15 protein-coding genes are annotated in these 19,896 nt (G+C 41.7%); 5 read left to right on the top strand and 10 right to left on the bottom strand.

Annotation, left to right across the window (positions count from 1 at the left end; all coding sequences use genetic code 11):
• Window positions 1-67 precede the first annotated feature (67 nt).
• From INE92_RS00775 to INE92_RS00745, 7 genes are all read right to left on the bottom strand, one after another.
• A complete protein-coding gene (locus tag INE92_RS00775; RefSeq protein WP_083823419.1) occupies window positions 68-2,158 on the bottom strand; it encodes a BT4734/BF3469 family protein in 2,091 nt (696 codons plus the stop codon).
• 605 nt (window positions 2,159-2,763) lie between these two features.
• Window positions 2,764-3,651: a HEPN domain-containing protein gene (locus tag INE92_RS00770; protein WP_032842199.1), complete on the bottom strand. Its 888-nt coding sequence runs from the start codon at window positions 3,649-3,651 to the stop codon at window positions 2,764-2,766.
• An 87-nt stretch (window positions 3,652-3,738) separates the two neighbouring features.
• Window positions 3,739-5,493, bottom strand: coding sequence for an SWIM zinc finger family protein (locus INE92_RS00765; protein ID WP_195365681.1), 1,755 nt, complete (start codon window positions 5,491-5,493; stop codon window positions 3,739-3,741).
• Window positions 5,494-5,502: 9 nt separating this feature from the next.
• Window positions 5,503-6,363 (bottom strand): DUF7281 domain-containing protein, encoded by an 861-nt coding sequence (locus INE92_RS00760; protein ID WP_195365682.1) that lies wholly within the window; start codon window positions 6,361-6,363, stop codon window positions 5,503-5,505.
• On the bottom strand, window positions 6,360-10,028 hold the full coding sequence (locus INE92_RS00755) for an ATP-binding protein (protein WP_195436634.1): 3,669 nt from the start codon (window positions 10,026-10,028) through the stop codon (window positions 6,360-6,362). The genes INE92_RS00760 and INE92_RS00755 overlap by 4 nt, the downstream gene beginning before the upstream one ends.
• Window positions 10,012-10,563 (bottom strand): condensin complex protein MksE, encoded by a 552-nt coding sequence (locus tag INE92_RS00750; protein ID WP_004308256.1) that lies wholly within the window; start codon window positions 10,561-10,563, stop codon window positions 10,012-10,014. The genes INE92_RS00755 and INE92_RS00750 overlap by 17 nt, the downstream gene beginning before the upstream one ends.
• 29 nt (window positions 10,564-10,592) lie before the next feature.
• A complete protein-coding gene (locus INE92_RS00745) occupies window positions 10,593-11,789 on the bottom strand; it encodes a hypothetical protein (RefSeq protein ID WP_004320669.1) in 1,197 nt (398 codons plus the stop codon).
• 285 nt (window positions 11,790-12,074) lie between these two features.
• On the opposite strand from INE92_RS00745, the gene bla reads away from it, so the two are divergent.
• From bla to INE92_RS00730, 3 genes are all read left to right on the top strand, one after another.
• Window positions 12,075-12,956 (top strand): class A beta-lactamase, subclass A2, encoded by an 882-nt coding sequence (gene bla, locus INE92_RS00740; protein ID WP_134993462.1) that lies wholly within the window; start codon window positions 12,075-12,077, stop codon window positions 12,954-12,956.
• A 71-nt stretch (window positions 12,957-13,027) separates the two neighbouring features.
• Window positions 13,028-14,440, top strand: a complete 1,413-nt coding sequence (locus tag INE92_RS00735; protein ID WP_004308259.1) for a GNAT family N-acetyltransferase — start codon at window positions 13,028-13,030, stop codon at window positions 14,438-14,440.
• A 20-nt stretch (window positions 14,441-14,460) separates the two neighbouring features.
• Window positions 14,461-14,988 carry a hypothetical protein gene (locus INE92_RS00730; RefSeq protein WP_004308260.1) on the top strand — a complete coding sequence of 176 codons (528 nt, stop codon included), beginning with the start codon at window positions 14,461-14,463 and terminating at the stop codon, window positions 14,986-14,988.
• A gap of 28 nt (window positions 14,989-15,016) precedes the next feature.
• On the opposite strand, the gene INE92_RS00725 is transcribed toward INE92_RS00730, so the two are convergent.
• Window positions 15,017-15,691 (bottom strand): MarC family protein, encoded by a 675-nt coding sequence (locus INE92_RS00725; RefSeq protein ID WP_004308261.1) that lies wholly within the window; start codon window positions 15,689-15,691, stop codon window positions 15,017-15,019.
• A 158-nt stretch (window positions 15,692-15,849) separates the two neighbouring features.
• On the opposite strand from INE92_RS00725, the gene INE92_RS00720 reads away from it, so the two are divergent.
• Window positions 15,850-16,830, top strand: a complete 981-nt coding sequence (locus INE92_RS00720; RefSeq protein ID WP_004308262.1) for a linear amide C-N hydrolase — start codon at window positions 15,850-15,852, stop codon at window positions 16,828-16,830.
• Between the two features lie 115 nt (window positions 16,831-16,945).
• Here the strand turns inward: INE92_RS00720 and INE92_RS00715 are convergent, their stop codons facing one another.
• A complete protein-coding gene (locus INE92_RS00715; RefSeq protein ID WP_004308264.1) occupies window positions 16,946-17,410 on the bottom strand; it encodes a MaoC family dehydratase in 465 nt (154 codons plus the stop codon).
• Between the two features lie 120 nt (window positions 17,411-17,530).
• Window positions 17,531-18,058 carry an SGNH/GDSL hydrolase family protein gene (locus tag INE92_RS00710; RefSeq protein WP_008771180.1) on the bottom strand — a complete coding sequence of 176 codons (528 nt, stop codon included), beginning with the start codon at window positions 18,056-18,058 and terminating at the stop codon, window positions 17,531-17,533.
• A gap of 119 nt (window positions 18,059-18,177) precedes the next feature.
• Here INE92_RS00710 and INE92_RS00705 point away from each other — a divergent pair, with 119 nt between their 5' ends.
• Window positions 18,178-19,872, top strand: coding sequence for an RluA family pseudouridine synthase (locus tag INE92_RS00705; protein ID WP_015532535.1), 1,695 nt, complete (start codon window positions 18,178-18,180; stop codon window positions 19,870-19,872).
• Window positions 19,873-19,896: the final 24 nt, after the last annotated feature.

Raw genomic sequence — 19,896 nt, 5'->3', positions numbered from 1 at the left:
TGTTTAGTAATGAACCGATAAGACTGTGACAGCAAGGGGTGACGGCAGGGTGATGGCATTTTTGCCGTCACCTGGTTATTAGTCTTACAACATGATAGAGTGTACCGCTACGCGTATGTTTGGAAGGTATTTCTTGCTTTTTCAGTATTCTTCCGAAGGAATTAACCCTTTTGACAGACATTGGAATTGAACTGCCTTTTTGAATATCCTCCATAATCTCCGCTGGAGACAGCCACTCCCCTTCTTCAGGCTGTGCGGCACGAAAATAACGGAAGAAAAGTTGCTCTTCCGGCGGGACTTGTTCAAATTCACGGTTGTTTTCCACCATGATCTTTTCTTCCTCCTGATCGAACCAGTAACGTTCGCCATGTTCCAGTTCATACATAGCTTGTGCGTAAAGCTGCTCATAGTCTATCGGACGGTTGGTGTCAATCACTCCGGTCACTTCGATACAAATAAAACGACGACTGCCGGAAGGGTCGGTCAACAGGTCTTTTTGGTTACTCGTAGCTATGAATGAGGCGTAACGACGCATTTCAAGCACGGCACTGCCATGAGGTTTCTTCACATTCAATACTGGCTTTTGCAGAATATGTTTCAGGAAGCCTTGTTGTGTCGAACTCACCTGGTCAAATTCATCGATATTGATAAGCGCAAAACGATTGAGGTAAAGTTCGGCATCTTTCTTTCGGGAGAAATCAATGCTATCAGTATAGTAGGAACGCTCGGAAGGGGGCATTATGCTCCGGCAAAAGGTGGATTTACGTGTTCCTTGCGGTCCGACGAGTAAGGGAGAAACACTGTTTGCATACTTTTTATTGCTTCCTTTCCAATGAGAAACCATATTGAGGAACCAACGGTGGAACAAATCCATCCAATACGGATTCTTACAAGGGACGGTGGCTGCCAATGCACGGATACGGTCTTTACCGTCCCATGCGGGAAGCCGGTAGAGAAAATCTTCCAACGGGTTGAATACAGGCACGCGATTGGAGTAAATATAACGACTAATATCCCTGTCCCACAACGGAATACCTTCCATTTGTGCATCCAAAGCAATGCTGTTCAGCGCACGTTTGTCGAGAGGATTGAAGCGGAAACGGAAAGAAAGCCTTTCACGATATTCTACCTCACCAATTTGGGTATTATGGCGGAATTCATATCGGCGTTTCATGAATTCTTCAGTCTGCAAGGCGAGTTGCTGCTCTTTGCTTAGGCTGATATTCTTGCCGAAGCCTTTGCACTCGGTATATATATTGCCAATCATTTGCCGGATAAGCTCTTCTTGTTTATACATATAGAAGTGGAAAACGGTACGTCTCACGACTTCTTCTTGCGGAAGTCCCGAAGCAAAACAGTTTTTAGCCAGTTGGACAACTAAAGGATGCCATGTGTTTTCGCTCAATTCGAGTCCCGCTTCCCGGAGATCGGCATACGCTTTCCGAAAAGCGGCTTCGAAAAGCATCAGGAAGGCATTTTCCGCATCATATCCCGGTACGGCACGGGTTAATGGGGATTTCTCCGCCTGAACCGCTTCACGGAAAGTGGTTTCTTCGGGCATGGATGACGGTTGAGAGAGATAAAATTGAACAGAATCCGGACGATATATGATGTCCGGATCGTGGGATAATCGCGAGTATTGTTCCAGGGTCGGTTCTTTGGGAAGTATATCGAACGGAATTTGGGGTTGATAACACTTTACAGCCAGTCGATAGGCGTGGGCGTGGAATAGTTCTGCTTCTTCCCGTGTTTTGGGAAGGGAGTTGTCCGGTCGGGTAAAGGTAGCCCATATTTTCACCGTTTTGCCACTTGAGCCCATAAAAACACAACGGGTTTGCGGTTGCTCGCAGGCTTTTTGTTTCACTAATGCTATTTCAGATTTATTGGATAAAGGACCGATGGTCAGTTCTACAATACCGTTGTAGTTTTTCATCTGTTTCTGACCGTTTACCTTACGGAATTCAGCGGCAGGAATTATCTTAGGCAGTTTATCGGCAAACATACACCGTTCATCGGAAAGAACATATCGCAGATGCTCTCTAAATGTAGAAACAGGACGGGATTTTATTTCTGTCTTTATCTTATTTACCAGTATATCAAGATCCATTACGCTGAGCGCTATCGTATCTTCATTCTTACGAAATTGAGTAATTTTCATTAATTTGATAATAAATTGTTTTGTCAGCGCCTTTGTGATCGTTGAGACTGCTAAATTACTCATATTATTCGGGACCGACAAGAAAAACAAGATTTTAATATAGAAAATTATTGATATATCAAGTGCCTATTTAGCCGAAAGAAACGGGATCGTTATCACTCAATTACGGTTCAAGTTATTTTTCTCTGCTTGAAACTAAAGTTTCAACTAGGAGAAACTCTAGTTTCATCGGCAAGAAACCAATAGTTTCAAGTAATTGGAACTAGAGTTTCAAGCGTATGAAACTAAAGTTTCAAACCGCAGAACCAACAGTTTCACGCCTTGAAACCGTTAGTTTAAAGGCAGAGCACAACTCATAAGTACGGGGATAATAAATTGAACGACTTATCTTTCTATAGCTGATACTATCAAATTCCAAACAGTATCTTTGATTTTTTCTTTGTTTTTTGGGGTGACAGCATTATTGCTATCACACTGCTGTCACCTTGTGCTGTCACGCTACTAAGTTCTTATACTCTGCAAGTTAGATTATAATCTGTGACAGATGACAGATATATTTTGTTTTTTATTTCATAGGAGGGCTAGTCTTATTTCACAGGGGACAATTATTCCGTCATCATATCATATTCCACAATCTTCTCCTTACATAAGCGTTCAGTAATATCTTTCAGAATATCTATGCGGGAAATAAGATATTCCAGTTGTTCTTGTGAGATACTGAAATCTTTGTTATAGCGAGCTTCAATGTAAGAACGGCATAATAAATCAAAACATTCTTTCTCTACATCCGTATTTTGAGGAAAGACTGTAGTTAATTCCATAGAAAAACGTTTCACCATCCCACCGAGTTCCTTGATTTTATGACTCTTTGGGCGATAGTTCGTAAAGACCATCAAGATACAATTATAAAGTTTCTCACAAGCTTGATGAAGCATGAAAGCTGATAAGTTATATTGTCCTTTAGGCACGAAATATTCCTTCACACTACCTAAAAAGTCACAGGCATAAGGAAAAAGCTTATTAAATTCACTCTGCGCAATATCCCGAATCTCCTTAAAACTCAGCTTCCGTGGTTTAGCCAATTCGTGTTTGCCACTATTATAAAGCATAATGCCCTCCTTTACTATATCCGTAAAGAAATACTGGCTGACTTCCAAGTTACGGTTTACTGTATTAATATGCTCTACTATAAATTGTGGGAATGCATGACGGCGGTCTGCAAACAAGTCATGATATTTATTAGTAATACGATAGAGTTTTTCTTCCACGTGTTTAGTAGGTCCGGTCACGACGACAAGAATGTCATAATCGCTTTGATAGGAAGTATGAACACCAAATTCTATATTAGTGTCCCATAAAACATAGTTTCCCCTTGCATAACTTCCGAACAGGATAACCATCTGACAATTCCCGATGCTTTTACACACTAAATCCAGCAAGACTGTCAATTCTTCCTGTGTACATTTGGGTAAACGTTTTATAGACTTCTTCATTATCATTCTTATTTGTAACTTTACAAAGGTACGAACTTTATCATCCCTAAACTACAGAGATACAAAAAAACTTATAATAAAGTCTTTTCAAAAATCCTTCAACACTTCCATCATTGCCGGACGACGTTTATATTTTATCCGAAATTCCGCTACTATGTTTTTCACTGCAGTCTGTCCTCCCTTTAGTTTATGTATGCACGGTAACACTTGTGCGATAAATTCATAATTCCTCCGTCCCATTTTCCGTTCGGCATAGTCATTCAACGAAGAAGTATACATAGCAATCAGCTGTTCCGAATGAGTATCCTTCAAATAATGAGCATACCGCATCAATGCTTCCAGTTGATCATATCTAGTTGATGACAACAAGGTGAACAGACGCTCATTATCCTGTTCTTTCACATAGATATCAGCTTCAGCACTTCCACCGAAAGAAAAATAGTTACTAAATTCTGTTTCCTTCATCATCGCATCCAGAAAACTCTTCCATTGTTCTTTCGGAATCAGAGTTTTGAGTTTATTGTAATATGTCAGTTTATCCCTGCCTGTCACAAACAATAGACGACATGTATCAATTACTTCGGAAGTCCGGTTGGTCGTCTCGTAAATCTTAAGTTTTATTTCCAACCATTTACTATCGGTACCGGGATATATCTCTTCTTTCGCAATCTCTATTCCTTCATCCAGCAAACGGATGGCTTCATCGTATTGGCAACGGACAATCAATTTTTCAACCTCCATCTCCCGTATTTCAGTCAGATAAAGATATTGGCGGATCATTTCATTCGCTTTTTGCTCTTCATTCTGCTCCAATAATAAGTTGACTTTGCGAAGAACTAACTGATATAAATCATGAGTGTCCTTTCTTGTTTCAAGAAGTCCATCAATCAATTCCAAGGCTTTTTCTGTCGGCTGAATCGAAAGATTGATTTGCATCATAAGTTCATCTATATCATAGATTCCGTAATTTCGATAAGTAGATATTTCAGCAATCTGACGTAATTCCTGTAGAATATCCGTCTTTTGTTTCTGAGTTGTTTTAGGATGTCCAACCACTTTCATGAGTAAACCTCCTGCATGCTCACAATAAAGGGAAGTGCCAAAGTCATCATCATCGTCAATATATAGTAATTCATCCTCATAATTCTCACCGATAGAACGAAGTGTTTGAAGAGCTATGGCAATAGTACTATCCATATCTCCCAGACTCAAAAAGAAGTCTGCTTTCTTCAGAAAAACATCCATTCGATTGAAAACAGTTTCCCAATCACGACTGTAATCATTATAACGATTATGATAACGAGACTTTTTACTGTCACCGAAACTATTAAAAATCTTTTGGATTTCCGTTCTATAATCTTTTCCCTTTGATGTCGAAGACGATTCCTTGAATATAAAACGCTTCAAAAACGCTGCCTTAAATTCCGGATTCGTTGAGGCATATTCACTGATAAATGTAGAAATTTCTTGCGGACTAATGAATGACAGCAATTGTTTGATGTCCACATCGGGCTGTACAACCTCTTCTTCCTTTGTAACTATTCTCATTTTTGAAAATGCACTACGACTTACTCGTTTATTATTATCACGAATTGCCAGAAGTGCTGCCACGACATGCTTGCAGATTTCTCCATCACACGGACAATCACAGTACCAGGATTCTACTTCCTTTCCGTTCATAGATATTTCTACATTATAATCATCCGTTCCCTCTACGGTTGCAGTCCATTCACCGGGTGAGGTTTCTTCCAGTTCGGAAACGGCATCTGTATCATAATACTCTTCCCCGCGCACTAATATCTTATAGGGGACAAAGTTCTCAAAATTATCCAGTGTAATCATATGACTAATTTAATACTTTATATATCCTTCTTGTTCATACGCTTTCCCATATTTATGAATCATTGCCACCAACGGCCTTAAACGTTCGTCAGAAACCAACATAGCCCTATAACGCAAATACTGATTATCATAAAGCTGCCGGTTTCCGTCCTTGAGGCGTTTCTTCACATCCGCAGGAATGAAAAATTCCGCACGATTGCCCAATTTTACATAGAATTCATTTAAAAAGATAGAAATGCCAGCCAAATCTATGTCTCCGAAATGAATATAGCGATTGGGGATTATCTTTAGCCAGTTACACAAATCCTTCGATTGCGGATAACGGGACACGAAAAGAACTTTCATTCCTTCAAACAAGTACTTTTGGGCACGGATATGCTGGAAATTTTCTCCATTCTCTATACCCACTACTACAACATCTTCAGGAATACGAAAATATTCGTAATCCTGCATGAAAATAGAAGTGCCTTGCAAGGGAGAAAGAACACATGGTTCGCCATGAAAAGTAGCTTCTATAGGCGTATAACAATTGAGGAGAAAACCTTTGAACGTACGGGTATATCTCAATTTAGAGTCCCCCGCCTTCGCCACTTGCTCCGAACGTAACACTTCATCCGGACAGTTCTTCATCTCAATCCAATCTTCCAGCTCCATGCCGGAAGTATAATTCTGGGAGATGTAGATACGGCATCCTTCCGGATCAATCATACGAAAACTACGCTTACTCCCTCGGGGAACAATAGTGATGATTCCCTCATCCATTAATCTATTTGCTATCAGTCCATCAAACTTTGTGTAAGGTATGAGCTCGCCGCCCAGCATTTTCAGAACCAGCCTCGCCATCGCCAATGTAAATAAACTGCCACTCATTTTTCTATCTTATTATAGGTTAACAATGGGACAACCTGTGTGTTTGACCGCCCGTCTTTACTCAATAAATAGGTATAACGATAATCTTCCACATTGTAAGTAGTGGGAGAACTATTTACCAACAATATATTCCGGCAATTGGCAAAGTCTAGAATACCTTTCACATTGTTGGGGTGTAACTTGCCTATTTCATCCATCATACAATGGATTTTAAAGTCACCAAACTTACGTGACGCCTTTTCTTTGAACACATTAATCAGCATGATATTGACCATTGCTTTCACCAGAATGTCCGTACCGTCGGAACCTACATTGGCTATCTTCTCCACCCATCCCGTATCATTATCATTCTCTTTCACGCGGAACTCCAGTTTGAATGTATCGGCAAGCGCCAACCGTCTGCGTCCCGGCTCGTCAAGCAGGAATTTCATAAACGACAACAAATGCCGGACAGCCATCGCATTGACATCTTCACGGGAATCCTGCGAGAACAAGTCAACCTTTCCCATATTATATTGGTTCTCATCGCTAAACCGTTTAATCTCCAGCAATAACTGCATCAGTTTATCGCTGCTCTGAAGCGGGCGAAGAGCTATTTCCTTTATTACTCCGGCAAAATTCCGCTTGACAAAATCGTCGTTGATATCCTTTATTGTTCTGTGTATCTCACTTTCATTACGGGTCAGTCCTCCCACTTCCTGCGAAATCCGGCGGATTATATCCGTATACCGTTCACTGATATGTTTCTGATAGTCGGAAATCTTATCATTATCCACAAACTCGCACAGATTGGAAGCGAAATCATAATAATCCTGTTCTCCAACCAGTTCCGTACGGAAATGAAATGTGTTTTTTGACGAGAAGTTTCCATTGAACTGCGTCACCGCTTTCTTGAATTCTTCTGTTTTTCTGATAGTGGATACGATGAGCGACTTCAACTCTTCCACAATAACATCGCAATTTTTCCGAGTAGGCTTCTCTCCTATTTCTATCACAGAAGGCGGACAGAAAGTTTCATCTTTCCGGAACATATCCACTTTTTTCAATCCGTCCTCCAGCAGGTGCAATTCCTTGCCAATCCGGTCGAGATGCTCGTCCGCCCCTTTTTTCTGAAGCTGCAACTTCTCCTTTTTCAAAGCGAAACGTTCGTCCAATGCAATCAGCTTCGCATCCAGTTCTTTCTTCCGGCTTCGCGTAGCAGGTTCCTTATCAAACAGTTCCGCCTTGTCTCTTTCATAATAAAGAACTTGCGGACGGGATTTGCTGATAAATTCCAATTCTTTATTTATTTCGGCAAGCCTGTCATCATACTTGCGGATAGTGACCGTATCAGCACCCTTTCCATTTAGTTCATTCTCCTGTGCCTGTTTCAGTTCCTTTTCCCGCTCCGCAGTCTGTTGTTTCATCCGGTCTATCTCTTGCTGAACGCCCGCAACAAACTCCTCCAGTTCCTTCCGGAGTTCCGTCCTGCTGTCATTATACACTTTCCGGCAGGCTTTCAACAGTTTTTCCCGTTCATCCAAATACTTCTGCTTCTCTCCTTCCGCCACATAGAGACGGTGTCCGATTTCATCCAGTTGTGCCTTCAATTCTTCAGTACATCCTCTTTTCCATTCCTCCTCCTTCGTCTTCCATGAGGCGTAATCAGCCTGCAGGTTCTTCAATTTTGCAGGAATCTGCATTCGCTCGGCTTCCATCAGATGTTGTTCTTCCAGAATACCATGTATTTGCTTCGAATACTTCTTCTCCAAAGAAGAAACTGCTTCCCCCTCTTCTTCCGCTAGTCGGGTGAGACGGTCGGTACAGAGTTGCCGGGCTGCTTGTTGCCTGTCACGCTCCTGCTTCATTTCCTCGGGAGTGCGGACAGAACGCTCGATTGCTGTCAGATTGAGTGAAACGCCGAACAAAGTAGCTTCCTTATTCACTAATTGAGGTTGCAGTTCATTGTTGTACAACACCAGTTCCTCATCCGCCACCTTGCCTATCGTCTCCTGCCAATCCGGTTTGTTCTTCTCCAGCCATTCACACAAAGAACCTTTTCGTTTCTCAATCAAGGCATCCAATGTTTGTAACTGTTCTTCAATCGCGCTCCGTTCTTTACGAACGGTCTCCATCTTTGTCTGAAATTCCCATTTCAATTCTTTCACTTTCCATTCACACTCCTGTCTCAACTGCTTTATTTCTCCTTGCTGCTGACGGATGCCAAGTTCCAGTTCCTTGTCCTTTTTGCGCAGTTCGTTAATCCCATCTTCACAATCGGACATTTCCTTTTGATGGGGATGTTCGTATTTCACCTTTTGAAGTTTCAGGTTACACTGTGCCTGTTCGTCGCGCAACTGCCGGATACGATTATCCACAGTCTGCACTTTCTCTTCTTGCGTTACCCTTACTTTTTCTTCTTCCACACGAAGCTGTTGCATCAATTCTTCCTGCTTGCCGGCAATCTCCGCATTCCGAGCATTTATCCGTGCTTGCTGGCTATTCTCAAAAGTACGGAAATCAGCTTCCAGTTTCTCAAACAGCAATCGGTACTTACTCAATACGTCCTCATAAGCTCTTGTCAGTTCCGATTTCATATTCCGGACTTGTTCAAGTTCCTGAATCAGTAATTCTTCGCAAGATACCCGTTTGATGATTTCTTCAATCTGCATCTGCTCGTAATGCAGACGTTTCTCACGTATCTTTTTGAGCAAATCGTTTATTATACCTATATCCCTAATTAAGCCATCACGCTCATTGGTGTACTTTTGTTGCAGTTCACCCATAAGCCGCAGCAACCGTTCACGTTCCGTCTCCGCTTTAGCCTGTTCTTCCTTCACTAACGGAATCTCATGCAAAGCCTGTTTCTCCGCAAAGTTAAGCTCCGCACGCCCTTCACCAATCTGCTTTTGAGTATAAATCAAGTCACGATAGGCGTTCATTACTTTCTCCGCCATCTTCCGGACAGGCACTTCTCCATTCTTGTTCTTTGTAAACCAAAGCATCACGTCCCTGTATTCCTGCTCGAATTCCTTTATCTGGCTACGATAGAAGTCCAAATCGACAGAAATATCCTCATCACTCATCGAACGGATAATGGTATCTTTTATAAAGTCAGCATCCAGTTTGGAATTTAAAAAGACGTTCTGTATCGTACGGGGAATATTCTGATATTTTGCACTTTCCACAATGGCAAACTTGCGGTAGGGTATCATTTCGTGCTTGCGGTTATTACCGAAAATAATGTCCCGATACATTTCATAGCTAGTCACTTGTGCAGTAATCTGAATCTTCGAACCGATATGTTCGCGGATGCGTCCCCACTCGGAATGTACCACATTGTGTTCGTCAATGAACCAGTCCTGTTGGAATGGCGCATCAATAAAACGGAAAAACACCCGTCCCTGGGATTTGGCAGCTACCACACAATACGCCCCATTCTCCCGCATCACCTCATAGATAATGTAAGAATTGGCGTATGGAAAGTAAAAAGCATCGAAGCTTTTCTTCTCCTTCGGAATGCCTAGTCTTAGTTTGTCAGCATTATAAAAGAATAGGATGGCACGGAGCAGCGTACTCTTACCGACACCTTGCGTACCTATAAAATGTACGTTCCCATCCAACTTCACTTCCGCATACGGAATATGGGCACTGTTCAGAAAAATAATCTTATTCAGGTATCTCATCTTGCACCTCCTCTGAAATTGTGATACAATCAACCAAGTCCTCCATATAATGGAAAGCCGACAATACTTTATACGTCCCGTCAAGTTCGTTTTCTTTCTCTATCAGTCCTATACTCTCCAGTTCTTTCAGCAGTTTGCCGACTACTTCATCATATTTCTTCTTATCCGAAAACAGTTTGGTTGCCTTTTCTTTCAGTTCGATATCGCATCCTATCTGAATCTCAATATCAGCAGCACGGAACAGAAAGCCCGGGCCAAATGCCGAATGATAGGTTTTCAGGAAACTCAAGTAATCAATCCACTTCTGAATTGCTTCCAGTTTACGTTCCAAATCGACTTTCGATTCCTTGCGGGTAAAGTAGTAATAACCGTCACCACCTTCCAGATAAAAACCGATGCCTTTGTAGTAATCATAATAATCGGGCAAATCTTCCTCAATGGCATCATACAAGCGTTTCACTTGGGTAGAGACACTATTGGAAGAAATGAATCCCCCTTTGCTAAGTATATTAAATATCTCTTCAGTATATTTCATAGTCATCTGTCTTTAGCATTCAGCATACATCATTTGGCATATATTAAAGGGTATTCCACCTCATCGGAGATTTCATAAGTATCCGTAAAGCGAAGTTCGTCGGCATACTGTGACGCCAATTGGCAGAAAAAGATTAATTTCTCTCCACGTGTCACCTCTTTCCGGTAGCGATAGTTCATCACAAAAGAGAACAGATGGGTGCTGGACGCCATAAATGAATTATGCACCTCCTGCAAGTTTACGGTATCTATCATTTGCGACTGCCCATCCAGGTATCCTTCCGGAATGGCATCTGCCAGTTGTTTCATTCCTTTCGGAGAATTTCTCTGCCGCGCGACAAGTTTCTTCAAAATCTGAAAAGCCTCATCGGAAGTCCGTAGATTATCAATGGAAAGCTTGATGCGATAACCGACCTGCGGCTCCATCCAGACAGGATTTTTTTGTGCGGCAACAGAACGGATACTTGTATGTTCTTCCAACAAGAACTGGTCTTTCAAGTACTTCAACTTCTTTACTTTCTCAAAGATACGGTTCTGATAATCTATCAGATTCAGATAATGGATGATTTGTTTCTGGATTTCAATCAGGTTATGGTACGAGTCATTTAGCTGAAGTTTTACGTCACTTACTACATTCCGCATCTGTACGTCCATCGCCACCCGGAAGAAAACAGGCTGTCCGTAGTCTATCAATTCCTCACTTTTACGGATCAGCAGAGCAATATTGTTCCGTTTCTCATCAAGCCGGACGAGTTTGGTTTTCTTTATCTTATAATTCGGTTCGTTCTTATAAGTATTATCCATGTTCCTTTTCAAGTCCATCACATTGCGGACTGTAGTCAGAGCGATGTTTTTTAGACAGCGTTTCACTTCACGCTGGTAGTTGTATTTACGTTGCTCGTTATTCTCTTTCAGATAATAGTCAATATTTTCATTCAGTCGCGTCAGGTAATCCTGCACGAAAGAAACATTGATTTCTTCATTTACTTCGAGCACATCTTCGAAGAATTTCAGATAGATATCTTCCATTTCCAGAAAGTCACCAGTATCCCGGATAACCCCATAGTCAATCAGATAACGGATACGCTCTTCTTTGTACTCTGTCATTTCAAGCGCATAATCGTAGCGGAACGAAAGAGACTTCCGTTTGGCAAACATTTCTTTCAGAAGTTCTTTCTCCCTGTCCAGACTTTTGACAAGTTCTTCTATAGAACGAAAAGTGCTCATATTAGTTTTGTTTTTTAATGGTGTTTACTACTTCCAAATATTTACATAGTATATATTTCAGTAATAAGATATCACAAAAATAACATAAATGAAATAGTAAACCTAATTTCTGTATCAATATTTTCATTACTACAAAAATTGAGAAACTAACTCTACATATTCATTATACAACTATAAATTTCAAGTAAGAATTTGCAAAGGCAATTACTATTTATACCTTTGTGACTTCAACAGAAAATATGATTTCAATAGAGAATTAGTAACCCGTTAAAAGAGAAATTGATTATGCGTTCATTCATAGTATTTCTTTGTTTGGTCCCCACCCTCCTGTTTGCCCGACAAACTCAACTTGAGACACAGTTGAAAGAAGCCATCAAAGGAAAGAAGGCCGAAATAGGAATAGCCGTCATCATTGATGGAAAAGATACGGTAACTGTCAATAATGATATTCACTATCCACTGATGAGCGTATTCAAGTTTCATCAGGCATTAGCATTGGCAGATTATATGGGAAAACAGAAGCAATCGCTGGAAACCAGGTTACCCATTAAAAAATCGGATTTAAAGCCGGATACTTACAGTCCGCTACGGGATAAATATCCGCAGGGTGAAATTGAAATGAGTATTGCCGACCTGCTAAAATATACACTCCAACAGAGTGACAACAATGCCTGCGATATTCTTTTTGATTATCAGGGAGGTCCGGATGCCGTAAACAAGTATATCCATTCACTAGGAATTCGGGAATGTGCCATTGCCGGTACGGAAACTGCCATGCACGAAGACTTGAACCTATGTTATGAAAACTGGACTACTCCGTTAGCCGCAGCCGAATTAGTGGAAATATTCCGTAAGAAGCCATTATTTCCCAACGTGTACAAAGACTTCATTTTTCAAACAATGGTGGAGTGTCAAACCGGACAAGACCGTCTGGTTGCTCCGTTGCTCGACAAAAAAGTAACCGTAGGTCATAAAACCGGAACGGGAGATCTTAATGCGAAAGGACAACAAATCGGTTGTAATGACATCGGTTTCGTACTTTTGCCCGGTGGACGTACTTATAGTATAGCTGTCTTCGTGAAGAATTCTGAAGAAAATAATCAGGCGAACAGTAAGATTATCGCTAATATTTCCCGTATCGTTTACGAATATATAATGCAGCATTAAGATGGAGACAAAGTACGTTCGGTACAAATGAAGATAGAAACAAAGTAATAGAAATTAGAAAATTCATTTATATGAAACTACATCATATCGCTATCTGGACTTTTCGTCTGGAAGAACTAAAAGAGTTCTATGTCCGCTTCTTCGGAGGAAAAAGCAACGAAAAATATATCAATCCCAAGAAAGGATTCGAGTCCTATTTTATCTCTTTTGGAGAGGGAACAGACTTGGAACTGATGAGTCGTACAGATGTACAGAACACTCCCATTGAAGAAAACAGGGTTGGACTGACACACTTTGCTTTCACCTTTCCCAGCCAGGAAGAAGTATTACGCTTCACCGAACAAATGCGTTCGGAAGGATATACCATCGCCGGCGAACCGCGTACTTCGGGAGACGGATACTTTGAAAGTGTAGTCCTCGATCCTGACGGAAACCGGATTGAGTGCGTATATCGGAGAACTGCAAACGAATCGAAAAACAAAGCAAGACAGGAAACTGAAATAGAAAGTATTCCCCCCGTGACGCTCCATACAGAACGTTTATTTTTCCGCCCTTTCGAAGAAAGAGATGCAGAAACATTTTTCGCTTGTTGCCAGAACCCGAATCTGGGAAATAATGCCGGATGGCCGCCCCATCGTACGTTGGATGAATCCCGCCGGATACTTCATTCCACATTTATCAACCAGGAGGGGATATGGGCAGTGATACTAAAAGATACGAAACAGCTAATCGGTTCCGTAGGAATTATCCCCGATCCTAAACGCGAAAATCCGCAAGTGAGAATGTTGGGTTACTGGCTCGACGAATCTTATTGGGGCAAAGGATACATGACCGAAGCAGTGCAGGGTGTCCTCAACTATGGCTTTGAAGAATTGCGGCTTAGCCTCATCACAGCGACCTGTTATCCGCACAATAAACGTTCGCAGAAAGTACTGAAAAAGAACGGTTTCATCTACGAAGGTACACTTCATCAGGCAGAACTGACTTACAACGGAAACATCTACGACCACCAGTGCTACTACCTGCCCGGCATCTCCCAACCTACTCCGGAAGACTATGATGAAATCCTCCATGTATGGGAAATGTCCGTTCGCCACACGCATGATTTCCTGACGGAAGAACATATCCAGTTCTATAAACCACTGGTGCGGAAGCATTATCTACCCGCTGTTGAACTTTTTGTTATCCGGAATGCCAACGGAAAGATTGCCGCCTTCATGGGATTGAGTGACGAACTGATCGAAATGTTATTCGTACACCCCGACGAGCAGGGAAAAGGATATGGCAAACGATTAATGGAATATGCAAGAGACAAAAAACATATGGATAAGGTGGACGTAAACGAGCAGAATGAAAAAGCACTCCAGTTCTATCTCCATTTGGGATTCCAAATCATCGGCAGAGATGAAACGGACAGCATGGGCAAACCTTTCCCCATTCTCCATTTGCAACTGCCGGAAGCTGATTCCGCTAATAGAGATTAATTCCCCCAAACGAAAGCTACATGAACCTACGTGCAAGATTATCCGAACGAGTACACATTGAAGATATCAGAGAGGTACTCCACTTTATACAGGATGATGAACGGCTTAGAGAAGAAATCTACCAACTGATATTCGACGAAGACGCTATCGTCTCCTATCAGGCATTGTGGGTATGTACGCATTTCTCAAAGGCAGATGTAGAATGGTTGAGCCGGAAACAAGAAGAATTGATTGACGCTGCCATGACCTGCCCACACTCGGGAAAACGGAGAATGATCCTGAACCTGATATGCCAGCAACCTGCCGCCGATCCGCCACGAGTGGATTTCCTTGATTTCTGCATGGAACGCATGATATCCCGCGAGGAACCACCGGGCGTGCAATCGCTCTGCATGAAACTGGCTTATCAACTGACACGCTCCATCCCGGAACTGCAACAGGAACTACGCACAATACTGGAAATCATGGAGCCCGACTTACTGGTTCCCGCTATCCGTTCCGTACGAAAAAACACCCTGAAAGCCATGAAAGCAAAGAAAAACAGATAATTTCTATCGCTTTTATCTCACCGTTCAATTAGAGTATATTCAGATGGAATATCTGGGATATACCCGTCACCGAAATCTGGATACCGATGCAAAAAGTGAAAAAAGCAACGAGCTTATTAATGATTTGATTTCCCACCGGTCCCAACCTCTGAATAAACCTCTGTCCTTGTGAAAGGAATACATAAAAGATGGCCGCCATACAAATAATAACAAGCGCAATGACCAAATAATTAATCCCAGTTTGCAACAATTTGCCTTTAACACTGGCAGACGCCATCAAAGTAAAGATAACCGATATACTGCCCGGTCCGATACTGATAGGAAACGTGATGGGATAAAATATCTTCTGCTCGATGTTTTTCCATCTGAAACCGTCTACATTCTTACTGGCTTCTTCTTTATCAGACGAACCCGAATCGCCCAACAGCTCCATTGCCGTTTTACAAATCAGCATTCCACCTCCCAACTGAATAACAGGAATAGCCAAACCGAAAATCAACAGAAACAAATGTCCTATCACCAATGTCCCTACACCGATCATTATAAAATTGAGTGTCAGCTTCTGAATGGCTGCTTTCCGTTGTTGAGGATCGAGGTCTGTAAAAAATCCATTGACGACAAAACCATTCCCCAAAGGATTTATCACCGGAAACAGCGCCATAAACGATGACGAAAATATGATGAGAAGATTACTTAATGACATAATACCTGTTTTTTGATACTTTATTAATATCTGATATGTATCTAAAACATAAATGAAACGTTATTGTTTTGAGAATATGCTTTTGCGAGATGAATCCGCATCGGTTGAATACCTCGTGAAAGCAGCTTATAATAAACCTTTAACTAGAAATTAAAATTATGTGTACAAGAGTCGTTTATTCGGGAAAAAATGGAATGGTGGTAACCGGCCGGTCTATGGACTGGAAAACAGAAATGCACAGCAATCTTTGGGTATTTCCCAAAGGTATGGAAAGAAATGGAGAAACGGGAGCCAACTCCCTGCAATGGACGTCCAAGTATGGCAGCGTGGTGACTTCAGCTTTCGAGATTGCCAGTACAGACGGGATGAATGAAAAAGGATTGGTTGCCAATCTGTTATGGTTACCCGAGACGGAGTATCCGGTCAGAGATCAAAGTAAACCGGGACTTGCCATTACTGCATGGGTGCAATATATGCTGGATAACTTCGCCACCGTAGACGAGGCTGTCGCTTTCATTGATGAAAACACTTTCCAAGTGGTATCGGACCTGATGCCGGATGGTTCCCGCCTGGCAACCTTGCATTTATCTATTTCCGACGCAACGGGCGATTGTGCGATATTCGAATATACGGGTGGAAAGCTGACTGTTTACCACAGCAAGGAGTACAAAGTAATGACCAACTCCCCTACCTACAACAAGCAACTGGCACTAAACGAATACTGGAAATCAATAGGAGGATTGAGCTTCCTGCCCGGAACCAACCGTCCGTCCGACCGTTTTGCAAGAGCCAGTTTTTATATCAATGCCCTGCCCCAAACAGATGATGTGAGAATAGCCATAGCAAGCGTATTCAGCGTTATCCGTAATACTTCTGTTCCTTATGGCATATCCACTCCCGAATTTCCGGAAATTTCCACCACACAATGGAGAACGGTATCGGATAGTAAGAATTTGCTCTACTTCTTCGAATCAAGTCTGACACCTAATACATTCTGGGTAAACTTACGGGAAACAGACTTGTCGGAAGGAGCTCCGGTACTCAAATTATCTATCGCCAACGGTGAAACTTATCATGGAAATGCAACGAAAGAGTTTAAACCGGCACAGCCGTTCAGATTTATGGGAGTAAAAGGATAAAATTATCCCCGGAAACGATCCATCTGAAGCACATCCCAAAAGTTTTTGTATCTAACTTTTAAGACGTATTTCGATCATTTCCGGGGATAAAATCTGTTTCTTTAACAGCTTGCCATTAATTGAAATAATAAAGGAACACAGCAATTCCTTCCAGCGCCTTCTTTGGTTGGTCTTTTATTTCGATAGCAAACTTGATTTCCGCTTTTGCCACACCACGCAGATTAGTCAGCGAGTGCAAAGTAGTCACCAGACGGATGCTCTGTCCTGACAATACAGCCTGACCGAATTTCATTTTGTCCATACCGTAGTTAATCATCATTTTCAGGTTATTTACCTGGATAATCTGATTCCACAAATAAGGAAGCATGGATAATGTCAGGTAGCCGTGAGCAATCGTGCTATGATAAGGGCTGTCTACTTTCGCACGTTCCGTATCTACATGAATCCATTGATGATCCAGCGTTGCATCAGCAAAAAGATTGATACGTTCCTGCGAGAGTTCCACATAATCGGAAACACCTATCTGTTGGCCTACTAGTTTTTCGAATTCTTCGTACGAATTGATAATTACTTTTTCCATAAGTCTTATCGTTTTTATGGGGGTTATTTACTATTAAATTGGGGACAAAAATAGGAAAAATAAACTGATATGCCACCAAATTTATAAATAAAAGCAAGGAATGAAGTATTTAGGTATGTTTTACAAACCGGAAGCCTGTTTCAGTGCTTCTGTCAGAATACTGTACCCCTTACCATTCAAATGTAAATCGTCGAGAGTCAACTCCGGATTCAGCCTGCCATCCTGCAATAAACGATTGAATACGTCCAGATAGACAATATCTGTTCCCTGCAATTTTTCGTGTATCTTCCGGTTAAGGATCTGGATAAATTTATTTACGGCCGTACTGTAATCATCGTAATCATTACGCGGAAAAATACAGAAAAGATATGTTTTCAGTGAAGGGACGGCAAGAACCGCTTTTACATAACGCTCTACATATTCATCTATATTTTCATCGTTCAACTGATAAATATCATTGGTTCCGAATTGAACAACGACCTGGCAACCGGAAGTGTCTACCGCAAAAGACTCCACATAGGCCAGCCCTTCACCGGGAGCACCATAGTTCAGACATTCCCATTGTGGGAAATAGATATCCAGTGCCCAAAAAGCCATGTGACTGTTGCCAAGAAAGGCAAATTTTGGTTTTTCTTCTATCCTATCCATACAATTTCATTCAAACGTCCACGTTATCTCACTCAAACTCTCAAACAAATATAGAATAAAATTCGCGGATTTACGTTACTTTTGCAAAGGTAATCACATTCATTCATATATATAAACCGATGATACATTTTTTCAAGAAACCCGTTTCTCACCTTGCGTTGCCGGAAAAATTCACTTATCCTTTCCATTATACACCCCATCCATTGTGTGTGTTGGCTGCGGAAGAAGTGAAAGCATATATCGCAAGCCGGAAAGAATGGCAAGAGGAGTTGGCTTCCGGAAAGATGTTTGGAGTGTTGATTGTGCAAACGGACAACGGAATAACAAACAACGAAGAAAATCAGATTGGTTATCTTGCAGCTTTCTCCGGCAATCTGGCCGGAAAGAATCTGCATCCTTATTTCGTTCCTCCTGTTTATGACCTATTACAACCGGAGGGATTCTTCAAAATCGAAGAAGAACAGATTTCTGCCATTAATATCCGTATTCGTGAATTGGAAAACAGTAGTTCTTATCTCGATTCAAAAGAGAAATGGAAGATAGAAACGGAACAGGCTAAAGCTGTTTTGAATCAAGCAAAAGCGGAACTTAAAATGGCAAAGGAGGCGAGAGAGATTCGCCGCCAGTCATCTCCCGAGCTTTCCGAAGAAGAACAAGCCTCCCTGATTCGGGAAAGCCAATACCAAAAGGCGGAATACAAACGACTGGAAAAGGAATGGAAGAAACGATTGGAAGAGCTCGAAACGGAAGTCAGGTACTTCGATATTGAAATAGAACGACTGAAAACCGAACGAAAAGAACGTTCGGCAGCTTTACAAAGAAAATTATTCGAGCAGTTCCGGATGCTAAATGCCCAAGGAGAGGTGAAAGACTTATATACTATTTTCGAGCAAACGGTTCAGAAAGTTCCTCCTGCCGGTGCGGGTGAATGTGCTTTGCCTAAGTTATTGCAATATGCGTATCTTCATCAATTAAAGCCATTGGCTATGGCTGAATTCTGGTGGGGCGACTCTCCTAAAAACGAAATCCGGCATCACGGATATTATTATCCTTCCTGTAAAGGGAAGTGCGAACCGATTCTGCAACACATGTTGCAAGGATTGGAGGTAGACGAAAATCCACTGCTGAATCCTGTTCATGAAGAGGAAGAACTAGAAATCGTGTTTGAGGATGAATGGTTACTGATAGTCAATAAACCGGCAGGGATGTTGTCCGTTCCGGGAAAAGCGGAAGATAGAGATTCAGTCTATCATCGTTTGAAAAAGAAATATCCCGAAGCTACCGGTCCTATGATTGTACACCGGCTCGATATGGCTACTTCAGGATTATTACTCGTTGCCAAAACAAAAAAGGTACATCAGGATTTACAGGCACAATTCGCAAACAGAAGTATCAAGAAACGCTATGTGGCTGTGCTGGATGGAATAGTACTATCAGAAAGAACAGGAAGGATCGAACTCCCTCTCTGTTTAAATCCCCTCGACCGTCCCCGACAAATCGTTAGTAAAGAATACGGAAAAGAGGCGATTACAGAATACAAGATTATCAGTGAATCAGAAAAGATCATTGATGAATCAGAAAGGAGTATCAATGAGCCAAGAAAATACACCCGGATTGTCTTCTATCCGTTGACCGGACGCACACATCAGTTACGAGTACACGCCGCCCATCCGGAAGGCTTGGGATGCCCCATACTTGGAGACGAACTCTACGGAAAGAAAGCAGACAGACTATACCTCCATGCCGAATATATAGAGTTTCGCCATCCCATATACGGAGACATTTTCCGTATACAGAAAAAGGCCGATTTCTAAATTCAAACAAAGAAATATTCCTAG

It is taken from the genome of Bacteroides xylanisolvens (genome assembly GCF_018289135.1).
Lineage (GTDB): Bacteria > Bacteroidota > Bacteroidia > Bacteroidales > Bacteroidaceae > Bacteroides > Bacteroides xylanisolvens.
Note: the sequence above shows the minus strand (reverse complement) of the source record. Positions and strands in the feature narration are given on the sequence as shown.

Bases quoted from the DNA above. Each gene is read 5' to 3' on its own strand.
- INE92_RS00775 (WP_083823419.1), bottom strand. From the start codon at position 2,158: ATGAAAATTACTCAATTTCGTAAGAATGAAGATACGATAGCGCTCAGC.
- INE92_RS00770 (WP_032842199.1), bottom strand. From the start codon at position 3,651: ATGAAGAAGTCTATAAAACGTTTACCCAAATGTACACAGGAAGAATTG.
- INE92_RS00765 (WP_195365681.1), bottom strand. From the start codon at position 5,493: ATGATTACACTGGATAATTTTGAGAACTTTGTCCCCTATAAGATATTA.
- INE92_RS00760 (WP_195365682.1), bottom strand. From the start codon at position 6,363: ATGAGTGGCAGTTTATTTACATTGGCGATGGCGAGGCTGGTTCTGAAA.
- INE92_RS00755 (WP_195436634.1), bottom strand. From the start codon at position 10,028: ATGAGATACCTGAATAAGATTATTTTTCTGAACAGTGCCCATATTCCG.
- INE92_RS00750 (WP_004308256.1), bottom strand. From the start codon at position 10,563: ATGAAATATACTGAAGAGATATTTAATATACTTAGCAAAGGGGGATTC.
- INE92_RS00745 (WP_004320669.1), bottom strand. From the start codon at position 11,789: ATGAGCACTTTTCGTTCTATAGAAGAACTTGTCAAAAGTCTGGACAGG.
- bla (WP_134993462.1), top strand. From the start codon at position 12,075: ATGCGTTCATTCATAGTATTTCTTTGTTTGGTCCCCACCCTCCTGTTT.
- INE92_RS00735 (WP_004308259.1), top strand. From the start codon at position 13,028: ATGAAACTACATCATATCGCTATCTGGACTTTTCGTCTGGAAGAACTA.
- INE92_RS00730 (WP_004308260.1), top strand. From the start codon at position 14,461: ATGAACCTACGTGCAAGATTATCCGAACGAGTACACATTGAAGATATC.
- INE92_RS00725 (WP_004308261.1), bottom strand. From the start codon at position 15,691: ATGTCATTAAGTAATCTTCTCATCATATTTTCGTCATCGTTTATGGCG.
- INE92_RS00720 (WP_004308262.1), top strand. From the start codon at position 15,850: ATGTGTACAAGAGTCGTTTATTCGGGAAAAAATGGAATGGTGGTAACC.
- INE92_RS00715 (WP_004308264.1), bottom strand. From the start codon at position 17,410: ATGGAAAAAGTAATTATCAATTCGTACGAAGAATTCGAAAAACTAGTA.
- INE92_RS00710 (WP_008771180.1), bottom strand. From the start codon at position 18,058: ATGGATAGGATAGAAGAAAAACCAAAATTTGCCTTTCTTGGCAACAGT.
- INE92_RS00705 (WP_015532535.1), top strand. From the start codon at position 18,178: ATGATACATTTTTTCAAGAAACCCGTTTCTCACCTTGCGTTGCCGGAA.